Origin of the sequence: Corallococcus macrosporus DSM 14697 (genome assembly GCF_002305895.1) — a bacterium.
GTDB lineage: Bacteria > Myxococcota > Myxococcia > Myxococcales > Myxococcaceae > Myxococcus > Myxococcus macrosporus.
The window spans coordinates 454,945-471,587 of sequence record NZ_CP022203.1 but is presented as its reverse complement, the minus strand read 5'-3'; the positions used below and the strand labels follow the sequence as shown (position 1 = coordinate 471,587).

At 69.3% G+C, this 16,643-nt stretch carries 13 protein-coding genes; 8 read left to right on the top strand and 5 right to left on the bottom strand.

Annotated features, from left to right (window positions below):
• Positions 1-9 precede the first annotated feature (9 nt).
• The 3 genes from MYMAC_RS02005 to lspA (MYMAC_RS01995) all read right to left on the bottom strand — a co-directional run bounded on the left by MYMAC_RS02005 (position 10) and on the right by lspA (MYMAC_RS01995) (position 2,619).
• Positions 10-1,311 (bottom strand): prolipoprotein diacylglyceryl transferase, encoded by a 1,302-nt coding sequence (locus tag MYMAC_RS02005; protein ID WP_095956832.1) that lies wholly within the window; start codon positions 1,309-1,311, stop codon positions 10-12.
• A gap of 69 nt (positions 1,312-1,380) precedes the next feature.
• Positions 1,381-1,989 (bottom strand): signal peptidase II, encoded by a 609-nt coding sequence (gene lspA / locus MYMAC_RS02000; RefSeq protein ID WP_013936450.1) that lies wholly within the window; start codon positions 1,987-1,989, stop codon positions 1,381-1,383.
• 33 nt (positions 1,990-2,022) lie between these two features.
• Positions 2,023-2,619, bottom strand: a complete 597-nt coding sequence (gene lspA / locus MYMAC_RS01995) for a signal peptidase II (protein WP_095956831.1) — start codon at positions 2,617-2,619, stop codon at positions 2,023-2,025.
• 141 nt (positions 2,620-2,760) lie between these two features.
• Between lspA (MYMAC_RS01995) and MYMAC_RS01990 the strand changes: the two genes are divergently transcribed.
• Complete coding sequence (locus tag MYMAC_RS01990) at positions 2,761-3,108, top strand: hypothetical protein (protein WP_082207063.1); 348 nt, start codon at positions 2,761-2,763, stop codon at positions 3,106-3,108.
• Positions 3,109-3,117: 9 nt separating this feature from the next.
• On the opposite strand, the gene MYMAC_RS01985 is transcribed toward MYMAC_RS01990, so the two are convergent.
• Positions 3,118-4,494, bottom strand: a complete 1,377-nt coding sequence (locus MYMAC_RS01985; protein ID WP_095956830.1) for an endonuclease/exonuclease/phosphatase family protein — start codon at positions 4,492-4,494, stop codon at positions 3,118-3,120.
• A gap of 236 nt (positions 4,495-4,730) precedes the next feature.
• On the opposite strand from MYMAC_RS01985, the gene MYMAC_RS01980 reads away from it, so the two are divergent.
• The 7 genes from MYMAC_RS01980 to MYMAC_RS01950 all read left to right on the top strand — a co-directional run bounded on the left by MYMAC_RS01980 (position 4,731) and on the right by MYMAC_RS01950 (position 13,634).
• Positions 4,731-5,519: a Mut7-C RNAse domain-containing protein gene (locus tag MYMAC_RS01980; RefSeq protein ID WP_095956829.1), complete on the top strand. Its 789-nt coding sequence runs from the start codon at positions 4,731-4,733 to the stop codon at positions 5,517-5,519.
• A 200-nt stretch (positions 5,520-5,719) separates the two neighbouring features.
• On the top strand, positions 5,720-6,454 hold the full coding sequence (locus MYMAC_RS01975) for a hypothetical protein (protein WP_239989276.1): 735 nt from the start codon (positions 5,720-5,722) through the stop codon (positions 6,452-6,454).
• A 14-nt stretch (positions 6,455-6,468) separates the two neighbouring features.
• Positions 6,469-6,939: a c-type cytochrome gene (locus MYMAC_RS01970; RefSeq protein ID WP_095956827.1), complete on the top strand. Its 471-nt coding sequence runs from the start codon at positions 6,469-6,471 to the stop codon at positions 6,937-6,939.
• Positions 6,939-11,192 (top strand): DUF4114 domain-containing protein, encoded by a 4,254-nt coding sequence (locus MYMAC_RS01965; protein ID WP_095956826.1) that lies wholly within the window; start codon positions 6,939-6,941, stop codon positions 11,190-11,192. The genes MYMAC_RS01970 and MYMAC_RS01965 overlap by 1 nt, the downstream gene beginning before the upstream one ends.
• Entirely contained in the window at positions 11,189-11,722 is a 534-nt protein-coding gene (locus MYMAC_RS01960; protein WP_095956825.1) for a type IV pilus modification PilV family protein, read from the top strand. Before MYMAC_RS01965 ends, MYMAC_RS01960 begins: the two co-directional genes overlap by 4 nt.
• Positions 11,719-12,975, top strand: a complete 1,257-nt coding sequence (locus MYMAC_RS01955) for a prepilin-type N-terminal cleavage/methylation domain-containing protein (RefSeq protein WP_239989275.1) — start codon at positions 11,719-11,721, stop codon at positions 12,973-12,975. The genes MYMAC_RS01960 and MYMAC_RS01955 overlap by 4 nt, the downstream gene beginning before the upstream one ends.
• A gap of 2 nt (positions 12,976-12,977) precedes the next feature.
• Positions 12,978-13,634 carry a pilus assembly FimT family protein gene (locus tag MYMAC_RS01950; RefSeq protein WP_095956824.1) on the top strand — a complete coding sequence of 219 codons (657 nt, stop codon included), beginning with the start codon at positions 12,978-12,980 and terminating at the stop codon, positions 13,632-13,634.
• 77 nt (positions 13,635-13,711) lie between these two features.
• Here MYMAC_RS01950 and ileS read toward each other — a convergent pair whose 3' ends face one another.
• The gene (gene ileS, locus MYMAC_RS01945; RefSeq protein WP_095956823.1) at positions 13,712-16,612 is read right to left on the bottom strand and encodes an isoleucine--tRNA ligase; all 2,901 of its coding nucleotides are present in this window, start codon (positions 16,610-16,612) and stop codon (positions 13,712-13,714) included.
• Between the last annotated feature and the right edge of the window lie 31 nt (positions 16,613-16,643).

Genomic DNA, 16,643 nt, shown 5'->3' with positions numbered 1-16,643 from the left:
GATTCAACCTCACGCAGCCGAGGGGGTGGGCCCCAGACTCGCCGCCTCGCCCTCCCGGCGGCCCTTCTGGGCGAGCAGCACCGCGCCAAAGGTGAACATGCACAGGGAGATGAACTGGCTGGTGGAGACATTGTACCACGCCTCCAGCGGCACCGCCGCCGCCAGCTCCCCCGCCCCCAGCGACTGGAGCAGGCCGTGCAGGGTGCCGCGCTCCACGTCGCCCCGGAACAGCTCCACCGAGCTCCGCAGCACCGCGTAGGCCATCAACCAGAGCGCCAGGACGTGGCCGTGGAACCGGCGGAAGCGCCGGGCGTACAGCAGCCCCACGAAGAGCGCCAACTGCCCGACGGACTCGAAGAGCTGGGTGGGGTACACCCCCAGGGTGTGGCCCTGCTGCGCCACCCAGTCGGAGATGCGCACCGCGTCAGGCACGGCCTGGTGGAAGATTTCACCGGTGGCCTCCACGACATACCGCGTGTCCTGGAGCTGGGACGAATACGCCAGGCTGGACGTGGCGCCCGGCTGGCCCAGGAGGTCCCGCGCCACCCCGCCGCCGGGGAAGTGCACCGCGGTGGCGGCGTGCGCGGGCGCCACGTCTCCCCAGCAACACCCCGCGCTGAAGCAACCCAGGCGGCCCAGGCACTGGCCCAGCGACACCGTGGGGATGCACACGTCGGCGAGCCGCCAGAAGTCCAGGCCGTTCATCCGCGCGAACACGAACGCGGCCACGGACGCGCCCATCAGGCCGCCGTAGAAGACGAGCCCGCCGCCCAGCGAGAACACCTGCGTCCAGTCACGGGCGTAGTCCCGCCAGTTCACCAGCACGAAGAGCAGCCGGCTCCCGCCGATGCCACCGAGCAGAATCCAGACGGTCATGTCCATGAGCTGCTCGCGCTTGCGCGGCCCCTCCACGTCCACCCACGCCCCGTCCTTCAGCTCCAGCCGGCGCCATTCGTCCTGGGCCAGCCGGCCCGCCACCGCCACCGCGGTGCTGAACCCCAGGGCCAGGAGCAGGCCATAGGTGTGCACGGGGATGCCTTCGCCCCTGGCGCCCGGAAAGGCCCCGGGTGGCAGCGCGTACTGCAAGCCGAACCAGGCCAGTGCCGCGCCAACCAGGCCATACCCCGCCGCGCGGAGCAGCCGGTCCCCGGTGGAGGCAGGCGCGCGCGCGCCGGTGCTGGCGTCCAGCGCGCCCTCGGCGGTGCGCCAGCCGTTGAAGGTGACGTAGCCCACCGTGCCCGCGGCGATGACGTACAGCAGGAGCTGCGCCCAGAGCGACGTGAAGGTGAGGTGGACGAGGACAGGGAGCATGGCGACGAAGGCTACCCTCGTTGCGCGGGCGGGACGACTCGCGTGCGCGCCGCCCGGCCGCCCGCTTCGCTACGCCTGGGTGGGGGCCTGGGCCGGCTTCTCCTTGCGAACGAAGGAGTCGACGATGAGCATGCCCACGCCAATGCAGATGGCCACGTCGGCGACGTTGAAGGACGGGAAGGTCGCCTTGTCGAACCAGTGGGCCTCGAGGAAGTCGATGACGAAGGCCCGGGCGATGCGGTCGATGTAGTTGCCCAGCGCGCCGCCCAGCACCAGCGGCAGGCCCCACAGCGCCCACGTCTCCTCCGGGTCCGTGCCGGACAGCTTCCGGAAGTTGAAGGTGATGAGGATGACCGCGCCAATGATGGCCACGTGAAAGAGCGGCCCCCGCGCCTCCGGTGGCAGGCCGCGGAACATGCCCCACGCGGCGCCCGGGTTCTCCAGGTAGCGGAGGCGGAAGAACGACTCCGCGACCTCGATGTGCCGCTTGGGCTGGTAGTGCAACCCGTTGAAGCCCTGGGGAGGTGGCTCGGAGTACATCGCGCCCAGGCGCTCGCCCAGGGTCTCCTTGCCATCCATCTGCGTGGTCAGCTCGCGGACGACGAGATACTTCGTCCACTGGTCGAGCACGATGACGCCAAGGGTGACGGCGAGGAGGATGATGTATTTGCGCGGCACGGGCCGGGACTTACACCAGCCGCCGCCCGGCCGTCACGGCTTGGGGCCCTTCGGCGTCCGCAGCGAGTCCAGCAGCATGAGGACCACCCCGACGCTGATGGCCACGTCCGCCACGTTGAAGGTCGGCCAGCGCATGCCGGGCTGGTTGCGCCAATGCCAGTCGATGAAGTCGATGACGTAGCCGCGCAGCAGCCGGTCCACGAAGTTGCCCAGCGCCCCACCCGCCACCAGCGCCAGGGACACCCGGGACAGCCGCTGCTCCACGGGCGTGCGCCGGTACATCGCGACGATGAAGCCCATGGCGACCAGGCTCACCACCAGGAAGAAGGCGCGCCGCGCGCCTTCGGGCAGGTCGCCGAAGATGCCCCAGGCCGCGCCGGGGTTCTCCACGTAGCGGAAGTGCCAGTAGTCCTCGATGAAGCGATAGGGCCGCAGGACCCGGAACGTCCCGTCCTCGGGCGGCGGGCGGTTGTCCAGGTTCTGCTCGGTGATGAAGCCCGCCACCCGCGACAGGCCCTCCCGCCCGTCCAGGGCATCCGTCAGCCGGGAGACAGCCAGGTACTTGGTCACCTGGTCGGCGGCGAGCACCGCGACAATCACGAGGAGGAGGAATCGGAGGGAGACTTTCATGTCGCGTGCCCTCCTCTATCCCGCGCCGAGGCGCCCTGACAACGAAGAGCGCCCAGCCACCCCCTTCCCGCCGGCTCGCTCCTGTACCCGGCCAGCGCCGGTTTGGGGCATGGTGTCGCCATGCCGCCTGTTGAGCCCGACGTGAATCCTTCAGTCTCCGACACGCCCCCACCCGCCGAGACCAGGCCGGCGAAGCCCTCGCTGATGGCCCGCTTCAAGAACCTGATGCTCGAATACGGGCCGCTGGCGCTGGTGGTGAACTACGTCATCTTCGGCCTGGTCATCGTCGGCTTCTACGCGGCCATCGAGTTCGGCTTCCAGCCCAGCAGCACGGGCGAGAAGGCGGGGAGCTGGGCGGCGGCCTACGCGGCCTCACAGGTGGTGAAGCCGCTGCGCCTGGCCGCGGTGTTCGTGCTCACGCCGCTCATCGCCCGGATTCCCCCCGTGGCGCGCTTCATCGAGCGGAACAAGCACAAGTGGAGCTTCTGAAGTGACGGCTCAGAAGTTGGGGACGAGGAAGTCCTTCACCACGCCCATGTGCTGCATGTTGGAGGCGCTGCTGTCGCCGGACTGCACCGGGGCAATCTCCGACAGCGGCCGGTAGACGCGGCTGTCGAGCACCAGCCCGTTGGGGAAGGTGTTGGAGCCGATGACGACGGCCTGCTGGTACTGGCGCAGGTCCTGGTCCACCAGAATCTGGTCGTAGGGCTTGTTGCGGTTGCGGTTGGTGCCCGTGTTGCCGTTGTGGTCCGCCGGGTGCGGGCCCGCCGTCGTCACGACCTGGCGGAAGGTGGCGAAGCAGGACTCGTTGAAGTTGTCCGTGTTCAGGTCGCCGCCGATGATGAGGTAGTCGTCATCGGGAATCTGTGAGCGGACCTCGTTGACGATGGCCTGCGCCTCCCCGTTGCGGTTGCCGGCGCTGGAGGTGAGCAGGTGCACGCTCACCGCCCAGAGGTCGCGCGGCCCGGGGATGTCGATGCGCGCCCAGGCGAAGTCCCGGTTGGACACGCGCGGGTCGGGCCACTGGCCGGACTCGATGATGGGCCAGCGGCTGATGACGCCGTTGGGAATCTGCGCGCCCGTCTCCCGCGAGTAGTGGAAGCCCGGGGCAATCTGGTCCACCAGCGAGCGGATGTCCGTCGCGGAGTCGTTCCCGTAGTTGAACTCCTGCATCAGCACGATGTCCGGGTCCACGCCCTTGATGAGGCGGATGCCGTGCCCCGGGTCGTAGGACTGGTAGTTGCCGCTGCTGAGGTTGGACGCCATCACCCGGATGTTGGTGTGGCCCGCGTCCGAACCCGCGTCCGTGCCAGCGTCCGTGTCGGTTTCGCTGCCGCCGTCCGTTCCAGCGTCCGTACCGGCGTCCGGCTCGGTGCCCGCGTCCGGCTCGGTGCCCGCGTCCGGCTCGGTGCCCGCGTCCGGCTCGGTGCCCGCGTCCTCTTCGATGGTGCCGCCGTCATCGGGAGTCGAGCCACCATCCTCCGGGTCCCCCCCGTCCGTCTCCTCCGTCGAGCCGCCGTCCGTGCCCGCGTCATCGGTGCCCGCGTCCGCCGGCGCGCAGCCGCCGTTCGGCACGCAGGAGCCGCCCTCGCCATCGGTGTCGGCGGAGGGGCAGCAGACCGCGTCCGGGTGCTCGCACGCGGCTTGCGGATCACAAGCCCTGACGCACAGGTAACGGTCATACGACGCGATGAAGCGGCAGGACTCCCCCTGGGAGCAGTCCTCCGCGGCGCCCTCGGGAGAGCACTCCGTCCAGAGCACGCCTCCGTCCTCGAGCGGCTGCGGGACCTGGGGAGGGTTGCCTTCGCCACACGCCAGGGAAAGGAGGGTGAGCGAAACCGCCGCACACAGGAGGGAGGTGAGCGTCTTCTTCATGCTGTCGGACTCAGGAGTCGAGGGGGGAAATCGCCCGCGACACCCAGGTGCGGACGGCGGCGACAGTATAGGGAGTCTCGATGTGACGGTCCCGTGACTTATGGCATGGCTGAAGGTTTTTATCCACGCAGTCCCGACCAGGCGACACTGACAGTCTGGCGGCCCCGGCACGGCGGTCGCGGAAACCTCCGCGTGAAGTGCGGAGGGATGCGACAACGCGGGCCGGAGAGTGGACCATGGAACAGCCCAAGGCCGTGGTGACGCTGCGCTTCCACGGCGCGCTGAACGACTTCCTGTCGCCCGCGCACCGCCACCAGACGTTCTCCCATCCACTGCAAGGGCGGCCGTCGGTGAAGGACCTCATCGAGTCCCTGGGCCCGCCCCATCCGGAAGTGGACGTGGTGCGGGTGGATGGCGAGGCCGTGGCCTTCACCCACCGGGTGGCGCCGGGCGCGCGCGTGGAGGTCTATCCCGCCGGCATGGACGAGGCGCCCGGCGTCCGCGTGGGCCCGCCGCTCCAGGAGATGCCCCGCTTCATCCTGGACGTGGGGCTGGGACGGCTCGTGGGCTTCCTGCGGATGCTGGGCTTCGACACCCTGTGGCGCAACGACTTCGAGGACGACGTGCTCGCGCGCATCTCCCATGACGAGGACCGGGTGCTCCTCTCGCGAGACCTCGGCGTCCTCAAGCGCGGCGAGGTGCTGCGCGGCTACTTCCCCCGGTCCACGGACCCGGCGGAGCAGTTGGTGGAGGTGGTGCGCCGCTACGGGCTGACCTCGCGCATGCGCCCCTTCTCCCGCTGCGTCGCCTGCAACGCCGCGCTGACCGCCGCCGAGCTGTCCGAGGTGGCCGGCCGCATCCCCGAACGCGTGGCGGAGCGGCACTCACGCTTCCAGCAGTGCCCGGGCTGTCACCGCGTCTACTGGGCCGGCACGCACCACCAGCGAATGCAGGCCCTGGTGGACCGGCTGCGCGAGCTTGAAGACGCGCCCGGTTCGCCCAGAAGGTCGGAACCCGGGAAGTGACCGGGCTCTAACGGAAACCCCGCAAGTAATTGCAACTCCGCAACTCTTGCGAGGTCCCCGGCGACTCAGCCCCGAAGTGCGACCCAAACGTTGCCCACGAGTTCCGGACAGTTACAGTGCCGCCGGCCAGGCACGACATTTGCCTTGTGCCCAACACTGGTATCGCCCTCAAGGGCCGAAGACCCAGGGAGCCCCGCGACATGGTGCAACGTCCTACAACCCGACGGCGGCAAGGTGGCTTCACGCTGCTGCTCGCCATGGGCGTCGTCACGATGGTCACCCTCGCGGTGCTCGTCAGCTACGGCGTCGTGAGCCGCGAGGCGGACGTCCAGGGCGACAGCCGCCGCTACAAGGAGGCGCTCTTCGCCGCGCAGGCGGGGCTCGCGGAAGGCCGCGAGGCCATGCGCATCCGGCTGGGCGGCAATGAGACCTACCAGTTCGCGCTGGAAGCCATGGCGACCGCGGGCTTGCAGGTCAATGAGCCCGGCCTGAACGGTGGCGCCCGGCCCTACTTCGAGGTCCTTCCCGGGCCCGTGGCGGAGGGAGGCTGGAACTCACTGGCCATCGACGAGGCGGAGCTGGCGCCCGCGGAGCGGCAGAGCCCCAGCGGCGAGGCGTATGCCGCCTTCCCCCTGCAGGAGAACGTGCGCTACCGCGTGTTCGTCCGGGACGACGAGGACGCGAACCCTTCCGGCACCATTGATGTGAACAAGCAGGTCTGGCTCATCGCCATTGGCGAGGTCGTGGGCCCCGATGGCAGCCGCCCCACGCGCGCCGTTGTCCAGGCGCTCATCACCAACGAGAACGCCCCCGCCGTCACCAGCCCCGGACCCCACATGAGTGGTGGTGGCTCCGACAACACCCACAACTCGGGCGGCGGGGCCACCATCCCCACGGTCTTCACCGACGTCGTGCCCGTCCCGCCCGCCCCTTGAGCCGAGCCCTCCCCATGAAACAGCTCCTCCTGTTGTCGCTCCTGCTGCTGCCAGGGCTCGCCGCCGGTGCCGCGGATGCGGGCAAGCTCGCCTTCGACAAGGCCTGCGCCGGCTGCCACACCGTCACGCCGCAGGGGAAGGACAAGGGCAAGCGCGGCGCCAAGGCGGCGCGGCCCATTCCCACCGAGCGGCGCGGCCGCGGCACCGACCTGGGCCCGCTGATTCCCAAGCGCACGCCCGAACAGCTCAGCGCGTGGATCGCCAGGCCCAGCCAGGTCAAGCCCAAGACGAGCTGCGACACGCGGCTGCTGCCCGCGGATGACCGGGAGCTGGTCCTCAACTACCTGGCGCACAGCATCCACGCGCCGGCCCCCACCCGCGAGGCGCTGCTGCGGCAACAGCTCAAGCAGGACCTCGCCGCCCGCCAGGCGCAGAAGCAGCGCAAGGCGAATGACCCGTCTCGCCGCTCCAAGGGGAAGAAGTGATGCGCACCCTGACCCAGACGCTCGCCGCGTTCGCCCTCCTGGCCGCACCGCTGGCTCATGCCCAGGAGACGCCGCCGCCGCCGCCGCAGGAAACCCCCGCGCAGCTCTGCGAGGACCAGCTCGACCAGAACAAGCAGCCGGAGTTCTCCGATGAGACCCTGGAGATCCAGGAGTCGAGCATGCTCATCACGGAGGACAACCCGGCCCGGCTCCAGCTCAACACGAACCGCACGGCGCTGAACTCGGAGTTCATCGAGTTCCCCTTCGACCAGAACGTCACCATCAGCTACGTGTACGAGTCCGCCGGCGCCTCGCACGCGCTCGGCTACCTCTACATGGATGACCTGAGGGAGCGGGGGTACGTCGACGAGCACGGCGACCTGGTCGACGAAAACGAGAACGGCATCCTGGATCTGCACGAGGACCTGTTCAACCTCGCCCCTCGGTCCGGTTCGAAGGCCCGCCCGTACATCGGCCAGAGCCGGCGCTGCACGCGCAGCTTCACATCGGGAGGTGAGACCTACAACCAGCCAGAGCTGGCGATGAATGGTGGTTGTGGCAACACCTTCGTGGGGAACACCAGGCTGGCGGATGCCCGACCGGGACTGGGTGGCGAGTGGAACTGGACCGACCAGGTGGGTGTCTTCGCCGGCGGCACTATCAATGACGAGACCTTCTCGGACCGAGGCCTCTTCCCCCACCTTCCCAACCTGCTGGAGCCGCCCTCGGACCTGAACGGCAACATGGGGCTGGGGCGGATGGTGTTCCTGCTCGCCGACGATGACACCGGCCGTGACACCCACCGGAATCTGGCGCCCGTAAGAGATGTCGGTGACTGGTCCGAAGGCATCCCGGACTACGACGTGTCCGCATATGACCCGCGGGGCCTGCGACGCGGCACGAACCCGGACCCAGGCGTCACGGCCTATGACCGGACCGTGGACATGGGGATGATCGAAGGCGGCAAGGAGGTCATCTTCTTCATCGTCGCCTACTACGAAAGCAACCACGGCCCGCGTGAAGGCTATGTCTACCCGTGCCTGAAGCAGGACCCGGATGGCCGGTGCGCGCTGCACCTGCAGACGTCCATCAACGTCTTCTTCTCCAAGTCGGCGTGGAACCTGGACCAGAACCCCGAGGGCGGCACGATTACCGCCGAGCGCAACATCGGGTGTCAGTACCTGGAAGGCTGCAACCGGGACAATCCCGCCAGCACCCCGGGCCAGGCCTGCCGGGTCGCGGACACCAACGAGTACCTCTGCGGCTGGCTGGACGGACCGATCAACGAGTGGGGCACCACGCTGTACCGCCTGGCCAACGACGAGCTCTACGGCAACCTCGTGATGCCCATGGAGAAGGTGACGATTCCCCGGCCCGGGGGCCCGCGCAACCCCATGCCGCACGTCATCGTGGGTGCCCCCTCCACGGACCCCTTCCGCTGGATTCTGGGCTTCGAGGACATTCCCGGCGGTGGCGACCGCGACTTCAACGACGTGGTGTTCGTCGTCAACAAGCAGAACGGCGGAAGCACGCGCTCGGCCACCGTGTCTGGAGACATCTCGCCCACCATCGCCAACGACTTCGTCATCACCAAGGTGCGCTTCAAGCGGCAGGACGACTTCGCGCCCCAGCCGCGCACCTGCGCCGGGGGACCGCCCTGCTTCTCAGAGGACGTCCCGGGCGCCTGCACGCCGACGGACGGCCCCGAGCCCACCATCACCTATTCGCTGGCGGTGGACTGCCGCATCTGCGAGCCCGATGAAGACGGCGAGATGCAGTGCGTTCCCAATCCGAACAACCCCACGTGGTTCCCGGTGCACTTCCCGGACACGACGCCGCCCACCCAGGAGGTGGAGCTGGACATCCTGTCCATGGGCTTCACGGGCTCGCAGCTCTGCTGGAAGGTGGACATCACCAGCCCGAGCGAGCTGTGCCGCCCCATCATCGACGACGTCGAGGTGGGCTATCAGGCGGTCCGCGCGGGCAGCTACTCGCGCGCGTCGCCGTCCGCGGTGGGCAACGTCATCGTCTGGGGCGTGAACGAGACGCCGGGCAGCGCCTGGGGCCGGACTGGCACCTGGCCGGGCAACGGCATGCCCGCGGCCAGCACCCGCGCCTACGACGGCAACAAGGACTTCACCGTCCGAGGGCGGCTCTACCTCCACTCGCTCTATGACCCGGAGCGGCCGGACGCCACCACGAACCAGTTCCGCTGGGACGCCGGCCGCGTGATGGCGCTCACCTTCGGCACCCACGGCAACGAGCACGACCCGCTGGACCGCAAGCTCTACACGATGAACGCGGCGGGCAACCGCAGCACCATCTCCGACGAGATGGCGGGCAACAACGCCACCAGCCGCCTCTTCCCCGACTCGCTCTGCGACCTGGAGCAGAGCGGGCGGTACCTGTACGACCTGAACAACAACGGCAAGTGCGGCACGCCCACCGGCGCCGCTCCCGACAAGCGGGAGACAGGCAACTCCAACGACCGCAACTTCCTGCGGGAGTGGCTCTACGGCTGGGAGCACCGCCACAGTGGCGGCCACCGCCGGCCCTGGGCGCTGGGCGGCATCAACATGTCCACCGTCGCCATCAGCGTGCCGCCGTACCTCGACGGCTGGGCCCAGAACGCGCAGTCGGGCGAGCGGGACCTGTACCGCCGCAACTTCATGGAGCCGCTCTCCTCGCGGCCCACCGTGGCCTTCGTGGGCACCATGAGCGGTCACCTGCACGCCTTCACGGCGGGCGCCTTCCGCAACTCCACCCATGACGAGTGCGCACCCGGTCCGCAGGTCCGTGGCTTCTTCGAGCCCACCGGGAGCTGCGCCCCGAGCGGCGAGGTCACCCCCCGCGACTACGGCTCGGGGACGGAGCAGTTCACGTACATGCCCCGCATGCTGCTGGACCGCTACCGCAACACCTACGTGCGCTTCAACGGCTCGGGCAACCTGGCCCGGCCGTCGATGGATGCCTCGCCCATCATCGCCAACGTGGACTTCGGAATCCCGGGACGGCCCGCGTGGACGCCCTCGACCTCCGCGTCCAAGACCGAGGGCGCCAAGACGGTCCTGGTCAGCGCCTCTGGCAAGAACAGCCCCGCCGTCGTCGCGCTCGACGTCACCAACCCCGAGGACCCCTGGTACCCGCTGCCGCTCTGGGAGTTCAACCTGCGCGACTCGAGCATTGAGCACGCCTTCTCCGTGGCGAAGGTGGCGGACCCCTCCGTGGTCTTCCCGGACAACGCCGGCTCGAGCCACGCGCCGTCGATGGGCCGGCTGAAGTGGGGCACCGAGACGGACGGGCGGTGGACCGCCATCGTGGGCACCGACTTCACGCCTGCGTCGACGGACCGCGCCGGCGCGCTCTACCTCATCGACATGAAGACGGGCCAGCCGCTCAACTACGGCGGGGGGCCCGAAGGTGCCCGGGCGGGCATCATCACCCTGGACCAGGGCTCCGGCATCGGCGCCGAGACGGCCCTGGTGGACCTCGACCGGGACGGCAACTACGACGTCATGTACGTGCCCACCACGGCGGGCAACGTCTACCGCGTCAACCTGGACCAGGTGGACACGGGCGCGCCGCTGGGGCGCAAGGTGAAGACCTGCAAGATTGCCAGCGCGCCCGTCACGTTGGACGAGCACCCGGACGCGGCGCAGGACCAGGACTCCATCTACCAGCAGATCCACTCCAACCTGGGGGTGAACGTCGTCCGCAACACCGGCACGCCCGTGGTTCGCATCTTCTTCGGCACGGGCGACAACCCGGACGAGTTCTCCGACGGCCCTCCGAACAAGGACACCTACCGCTTCCACCTGCTGGCCTTCGAGGACGCGGACCCCTCTGGCCGGGAGGACTGCGAGCTGCTGGAGCCGCTGTGGGTGCAGCAGCTGGACCCGGGCCAGGCGGTGTGGGGCGGCGTGACGCTGGCGGGCGACAAGGTCTTCGCGACCACGGCCGTTGGCGCGGCCGCGGACATCTGCAACCTGAGCGAGGACGAGAGCGGCCGGTACTACGAGTCGAACCAGTTGCCGGATGGCAACGACGCCCCCGAGATGACCAGCGCTGCCCTGGGTGGACACGGGGTGAACGCGCCGCTGGTGCACGACGGGCACCTCATCGTTCCGACGGCCCTGGGTGAAATCAAGATCAAGGGCAGCGGGACCTGGAACTCAGGCGATGCCACGGGCGGGACGGCGCGCTCGAAGCTGCTCATCTATTCGGTCAGCCCGGACGGGAGGATTCAGCAGTGAGGGTTCTGAAGACGCGCCAGCACCAGCGGGGCATCACGCTCCTGGAGGTGCTGGCGACCATGGCCATCCTGCTGCTGGGCATTGGCGCGGCGATGCTGGTGGTGAGCCAGACCAGCTACTCCAACCGCCGCAGCCTCACCGCCACGCAGGCGCAGATCATCGCGGAGCAGGCGCTGGAGAACATCACGCTGATGGGGTGCGCGGTGGACCCGCCGTGCTCCAACCTGCTGGGACAAGATGTGAACTACACCCTCTTCCAGACGGCCGCGGGGGCGCTGAGCAACGAGCCGCCTGACGACGATGAAGTCGTCGCGCGCGAGTTCCAGGTCGCCGTGGACGTGGACGTCCCCACCCAGCCAGGCACCATCGAGCCGGGCTCCGTCGTTCCCGCGAGCATGACGCGAGACCTCGTCGCCGAGCAGCCCGGCTCCATGGGGAACGTCGCCCACGTGCGCGTCACCGTGAGCTGGCGCGAGCCGGAGCGCACGGACCGGCACGTCGTGGTCCTCCAGACAAGGATGGCGCCGTGACGTCTTCACCCAAGTGGACTCGGACCCGGGCCACGCGTGGCTTCACGCTGCTCGAGGTGATGATTGCCAGCGCCATCGGGCTCATCGTGCTCGGCGCCGGGCTGGTCGCCGCCATGCAGATGCAGCGGCGCTCCCAATTCGAGGAGCAGACGATGCAGGCCCAGACCACCGGCCGGGTGGTCATGGAGTTGATCTCCGCGGACCTGCAACGCGCCGGGGCTGGGATGGGCAACGCGCCCATCGTGTTCAGCGACACGCGCGTCCAGGCGCCCATCCAGGCGTGGACCGAGCCTGACCTGAGAGCCGTGGACGTGACGCGGCCGTTCCCCGCGGATGCCAACTTCGCGCTGCCGCCTCCGCCGCCCTCCCACCTCGCGGATTTCGCGTCGGACGTCCTGCAGATGCACTGGGGTGACACCCGCGCGATGGTGACGCTGGCCAACTGCACGCCGCCCCCACCCCAGCCTCAAGACTTCGTGAGGAACGATGCCCAGGTGTTCTGCCTGGTCCCCAACTCCTCCACCCGGCTCGCGCCGACGGTCGCGCCGTCGACGCCTGCATTGGCCGTGAATCCCAGCCGGAACATGGCTTGCCACGTGCGTGTCACCAGCGTGGATGCCGCCAGCAACCAGCTCATCGCGGAGGTCGGCAGCGGCACCGAGACCACGACCGTGCCACCGTGCGGCACCCCTGGCGACCCGCTCTGGCGGGTCTCGAATCCCGCCCGGGAATCCTGGCGCATCATGCAGGCGCAGAGCGCCGCCTACCGGGTGAACTGGGCCAGCGGCACGCCCACGCTGGAGTACCTGGGGCCCGGCGCCGAGGACTGGGTCGTGCTGAGCCGGCACGTCGAGCGCCTCAAGGTCCGCTTCGGCGTCATGAGCCACGCGCCTCCGATTGGCTTCCGATGGTTCCCGGACCCGGACCCGGCCGTGAACCTTCCAGAGATTGATAACTGCACCATCGCCAGGTGCCCCATTGACCAGCACCCGGACGCCTCGCTTGAGCCGGGTGCTCCGGCGGATGACACCGAGCTGAGGCTGCGCCTGTGGCAGCGCGTCCGCGAGGCGGAGGTCACCCTGGTCGTCCGCACGCCGAGGCCGGACCGGGATGCCTTCGACCCGGACGAAGCCATGCGTTACGACAAGGAAGGCTTTCCGATTGATGGCTTCAAGCGGCGCACCTACACCTTCCGGGTGATGCTCCGGAACTTCGCCGCGGGCGGCCTCCAGCCCCCTCTGGTGGGAGAATGAGCATGAAGTCGTCACGCGGCATCACCCTGCTAGAGATGATGGTCACCCTGGCCATCGCCGCCGTGCTGCTCGCCGCGGCGCTGGTGGGCATGCAGTCGCCCATCAACCGCCAACGTGAGAACGAGGCCACTCGCGAGCTGTGGGCCTCCACGCTGCGCGCCCGGCAGCTCTCCATCTCCACCAACCAGCCCGTGCGCATCGTCGTGGAGGAGAACGTCCCCCGCGGGGATGGAACCACGCGCACGGTGGCCCGGTGGGAGCAACTCCGGTGCGACAACGACTGGGACAACGCGAGCTGCCCCGCTGTCGGCTGCGAGAACACCACCTGTCGCGCCAACCCGGAGTGCTGTGCCGGCGAGCAGGCCATGGGGCAGGACATCGTCATCCCCACCACCATGAACGCGGCCGCGCTGCACGGGCTCTGCTACATGCCCGGCTCCGGCCGCCCCGTGCGCCCGGGCGACCTGGGATGCATGCGGGACTCCATCGACGACCCCGTCGCGCTGGATGCCGCCGCCCCGGGCAACCTCCGCATCGACTTCACGTCGGGCCGGGCGCGCAGCCTCATCATGGTGGAGCCCCGGACGGGCCTGGCCAGCATCCTGGACTGCAGCTCCCAGGCGGCCATCGACCACCCCGTGGCCGAGTGCACGCAGTGAGCTCGCGCCTCGGTTGAAGCACGTCCCTCCCCGGGCACGGTCGCCGGGGAGGGCGCTTCACAGGTGGCGCGGGCTCGCTACGCCGCCAGCGCCTCGCGGCACTTGAGGCAGACGTCTCCGCCCTGCCCCACCGCCTCCGAGTACGTCCAGCAGCGCGGGCACTTCTCGCCGTGCGCGGGCAGCACCTCGGCCGTCACGCGGACGCCTTCACCAAACGCCTGCGCCACCTCCAGCGTCTGCGCCGCGTCCCCCTTCACGTCCGCCAGCTCCACCTGGCTGGTGATGAAGAGGCCCGGCAGCTCGGCCAGGTTCGCCTGGAGGAAGTCGCGCGCCGCGCCCTCCGCCGTCAGCACCACCCGCGCCTCCAGCGACGCGCCGATGCGCTTGTCCCGCCGCGCCGCCTCCAGCACGCCCTGCACCGCGCCGCGCACCGCGAAGAGCTTCGCGTAGCGCTCCGCCAGCGCCGGCTCCAGCTTCGCGGACACCACGGGGAAGCCGCCCAGGAAGACGCTCTCCGCCGGCTTGCCCGGCAGCGTCTGCCACGCCTCCTCCGCCGTGAAGCTCATCACCGGCGCCAACAGCCGCAGCAGCACCGACGCCACCTCGTACAGCACCGTCTGCGCGCCCCGCCGCGCCTGCCCGTCCGCGCGCCACGTGTAGAGCCGGTCCTTGAGGATGTCGAAGTACACCGCCGACAAGTCACCCGCGACGAAGTCCACCACCGTGGCGTAGACGAGGTGGAACTCGTAGTCCTCGTACGCCTTGCGCACCCGCGCCACCACCTCCGCCAGCCGCCCCAGCGCCCAGCGGTCCAGCGGCAGCAGCTCCGCCTCCGGCACCGTGTGCTTCGCCGGGTCGAAGTCGTAGAGGTTGCTCAGCGCGTAGCGGATGGTGTTGCGAACCTTCCGGTAGCCTTCCGACAGGCCCTTGAGAATCTGGTCCGACAGGCGCACGTCGTTGCGGTAGTCGCTGGCCGCCACCCACAGGCGCAGCACCTCCGCGCCGTACTGCTGGATGACCTTGTCCGGCGCCACCACGTTGCCGCGGCTCTTGGACATCTTCTCGCCCTGGCCGTCCACCACGAAGCCATGCGTGAGGCACGCCTTGTACGGCGACCTGTCGCGCGTGCCCACCGCCACCAGCATGGAGGAATGGAACCAGCCGCGGTGCTGGTCGCTGCCCTCCAGGAAGAGGTCCGCCGGAATCCGCTGCCGCTGCTCCAGCACCGCGGAGAACATGCACGCCGAGTCGAACCACACGTCGAGGATGTCCGTCTCGCGGCGGAACTCACCCTTGCCGCAGCGCGGGCACTGGAAGTCCGCGCCCAGGAAGTCCTTCACCGGCGTGCGGTACCACACGCCCACGCCCTCCTTCTCCACCGCCGCGGCCACCCGCTCCATCAGCTCGGGTGACACCACGGCCTCCTCGCAGCCCTCGCAGTAGGCGATGCAGATGGGCACGCCCCAGGTCCGCTGACGGCTGATGGTCCAGTCCGGCCGCGTCTCCAACATGCCGCGGATGCGGCTGTGCCCCCATGACGGCACCCACTGCACCTTGTCCACCTGCTCCAGCACCACCTGCCGGAACGTCTGCGTCCCGTGGAAGGGCGCGTCCATGGGGATGAACCACTGGTACGTCGCGCTCAGGATGACCGGGTTGCGGCAGCGCCAGCAGTGCGGATACGTGTGCGCCACCGTGTCCGTGGCCGCGTTGAGCAGCGCGCCCTTCTCCACCAGCAACTGGATGACGACGGGGTTCGCCTCGAACACGCGCCGGCCCTCCAGCACCGGCCCCACCGTGTCGTCGTAACGGCCGTCCGGACGCACGGGGTTGTAGATGTCCAGGCCGTACTTCAGGCCGACCTCGTAGTCCTCCTGACCGTGCCCCGGCGCGGTGTGCACCAGGCCCGTACCGGCATCCAGCGTGACATGCTCGCCCAGCAGGACGCGGCCCCGGCGCTCGTAGAGCGGGTGCTGGTACGTCAGGTGCTCCAGCTCCTCGCCGCGCGCGTACGCCAGGATGCGCGAGGGGTCCACCAGCGCCGCCGCGGACACTTCACCGCCGGGCAGCTCCACGTGCTTCACCGCCAGCTCGTCCGCCTTCACCTCCGCCAGCACCTTGGGGAGCAGCTCCCGCGCCACGCAGATGACGCGCGCGCCGAGCTGGTAGAAGACGTACTCGAACTCCGGGTTGACGGCGACGGCCAGGTTGGACGGCAGCGTCCACGGCGTGGTCGTCCAGATGACGAAGGCCACGTCCTTGCCCTTCAACGACGGCACGCGGTCCGCCAGCTCCGCGCCGGCCTGGAAAGCCACGTACACGGAGGGCGAGGTGTGGTTCTCATACTCCACCTCCGCCTCCGCCAGCGCTGTCTGGTCATACAAGCACCAGTACACCGGCTTCTTGCGGCGGTAGAGCATGCCGCGCTTCGCGAAGGCGGCCAGCTCGCGGATTTCTTGCGCCTCGTAGGTGAAGTCGAGCGTCTTGTACGGCTGCTCCCACGAGCCGAACACGCCCAGGCGCTGGAACTCGGCCTTCTGGATGTCGACGAACTCCAGCGCGTAGGCGCGGCACGCCTCCAGGAAGGCGTCGCGAGACAGCGTGCGCTTGTCGACCTTCTTGTCCTTGAGCCGCTTCTCCACCGCCTGCTCAATGGGAAGCCCGTGCGTGTCCCAGCCGGGGATGAACTCACACCGGCGGCCGGACATGTTCCGGTACTTCACCACGATGTCCTTGAGGACCTTGTTGAGCGCGTGGCCCGCGTGCAGGTGGCCGTTGGCGTAGGGCGGACCGTCGGGCAGGACGAAGGGCTCCGCGCCCGCGTTCTGCTCCAGAATCTTCCCCCAAATCCCCCGCTCCGCCCACCAGCCGAGCATGCGCGGCTCGAGCTGCCCCAGGTTCCCCTTCATGGGGAAGTCCGTGCGCGGCAGGTTGACCGAATCCTTGAAGTCCTTTTCCTTCGGGGGCGTGTCGCTCATGTCGACAGCGGCCGTAACACGCTCCCCTCAG

Coding starts and splice junctions, on each gene's coding strand:
- MYMAC_RS02005 (WP_095956832.1), bottom strand. CDS start 1,311: ATGCTCCCTGTCCTCGTCCACCTCACCTTCACGTCGCTCTGGGCGCAG.
- lspA (WP_095956831.1), bottom strand. CDS start 2,619: ATGAAAGTCTCCCTCCGATTCCTCCTCCTCGTGATTGTCGCGGTGCTC.
- MYMAC_RS01985 (WP_095956830.1), bottom strand. CDS start 4,494: ATGAAGAAGACGCTCACCTCCCTCCTGTGTGCGGCGGTTTCGCTCACC.
- MYMAC_RS01980 (WP_095956829.1), top strand. CDS start 4,731: ATGGAACAGCCCAAGGCCGTGGTGACGCTGCGCTTCCACGGCGCGCTG.
- MYMAC_RS01975 (WP_239989276.1), top strand. CDS start 5,720: ATGGTGCAACGTCCTACAACCCGACGGCGGCAAGGTGGCTTCACGCTG.
- MYMAC_RS01970 (WP_095956827.1), top strand. CDS start 6,469: ATGAAACAGCTCCTCCTGTTGTCGCTCCTGCTGCTGCCAGGGCTCGCC.
- MYMAC_RS01965 (WP_095956826.1), top strand. CDS start 6,939: ATGCGCACCCTGACCCAGACGCTCGCCGCGTTCGCCCTCCTGGCCGCA.
- MYMAC_RS01950 (WP_095956824.1), top strand. CDS start 12,978: ATGAAGTCGTCACGCGGCATCACCCTGCTAGAGATGATGGTCACCCTG.
- ileS (WP_095956823.1), bottom strand. CDS start 16,612: ATGAGCGACACGCCCCCGAAGGAAAAGGACTTCAAGGATTCGGTCAAC.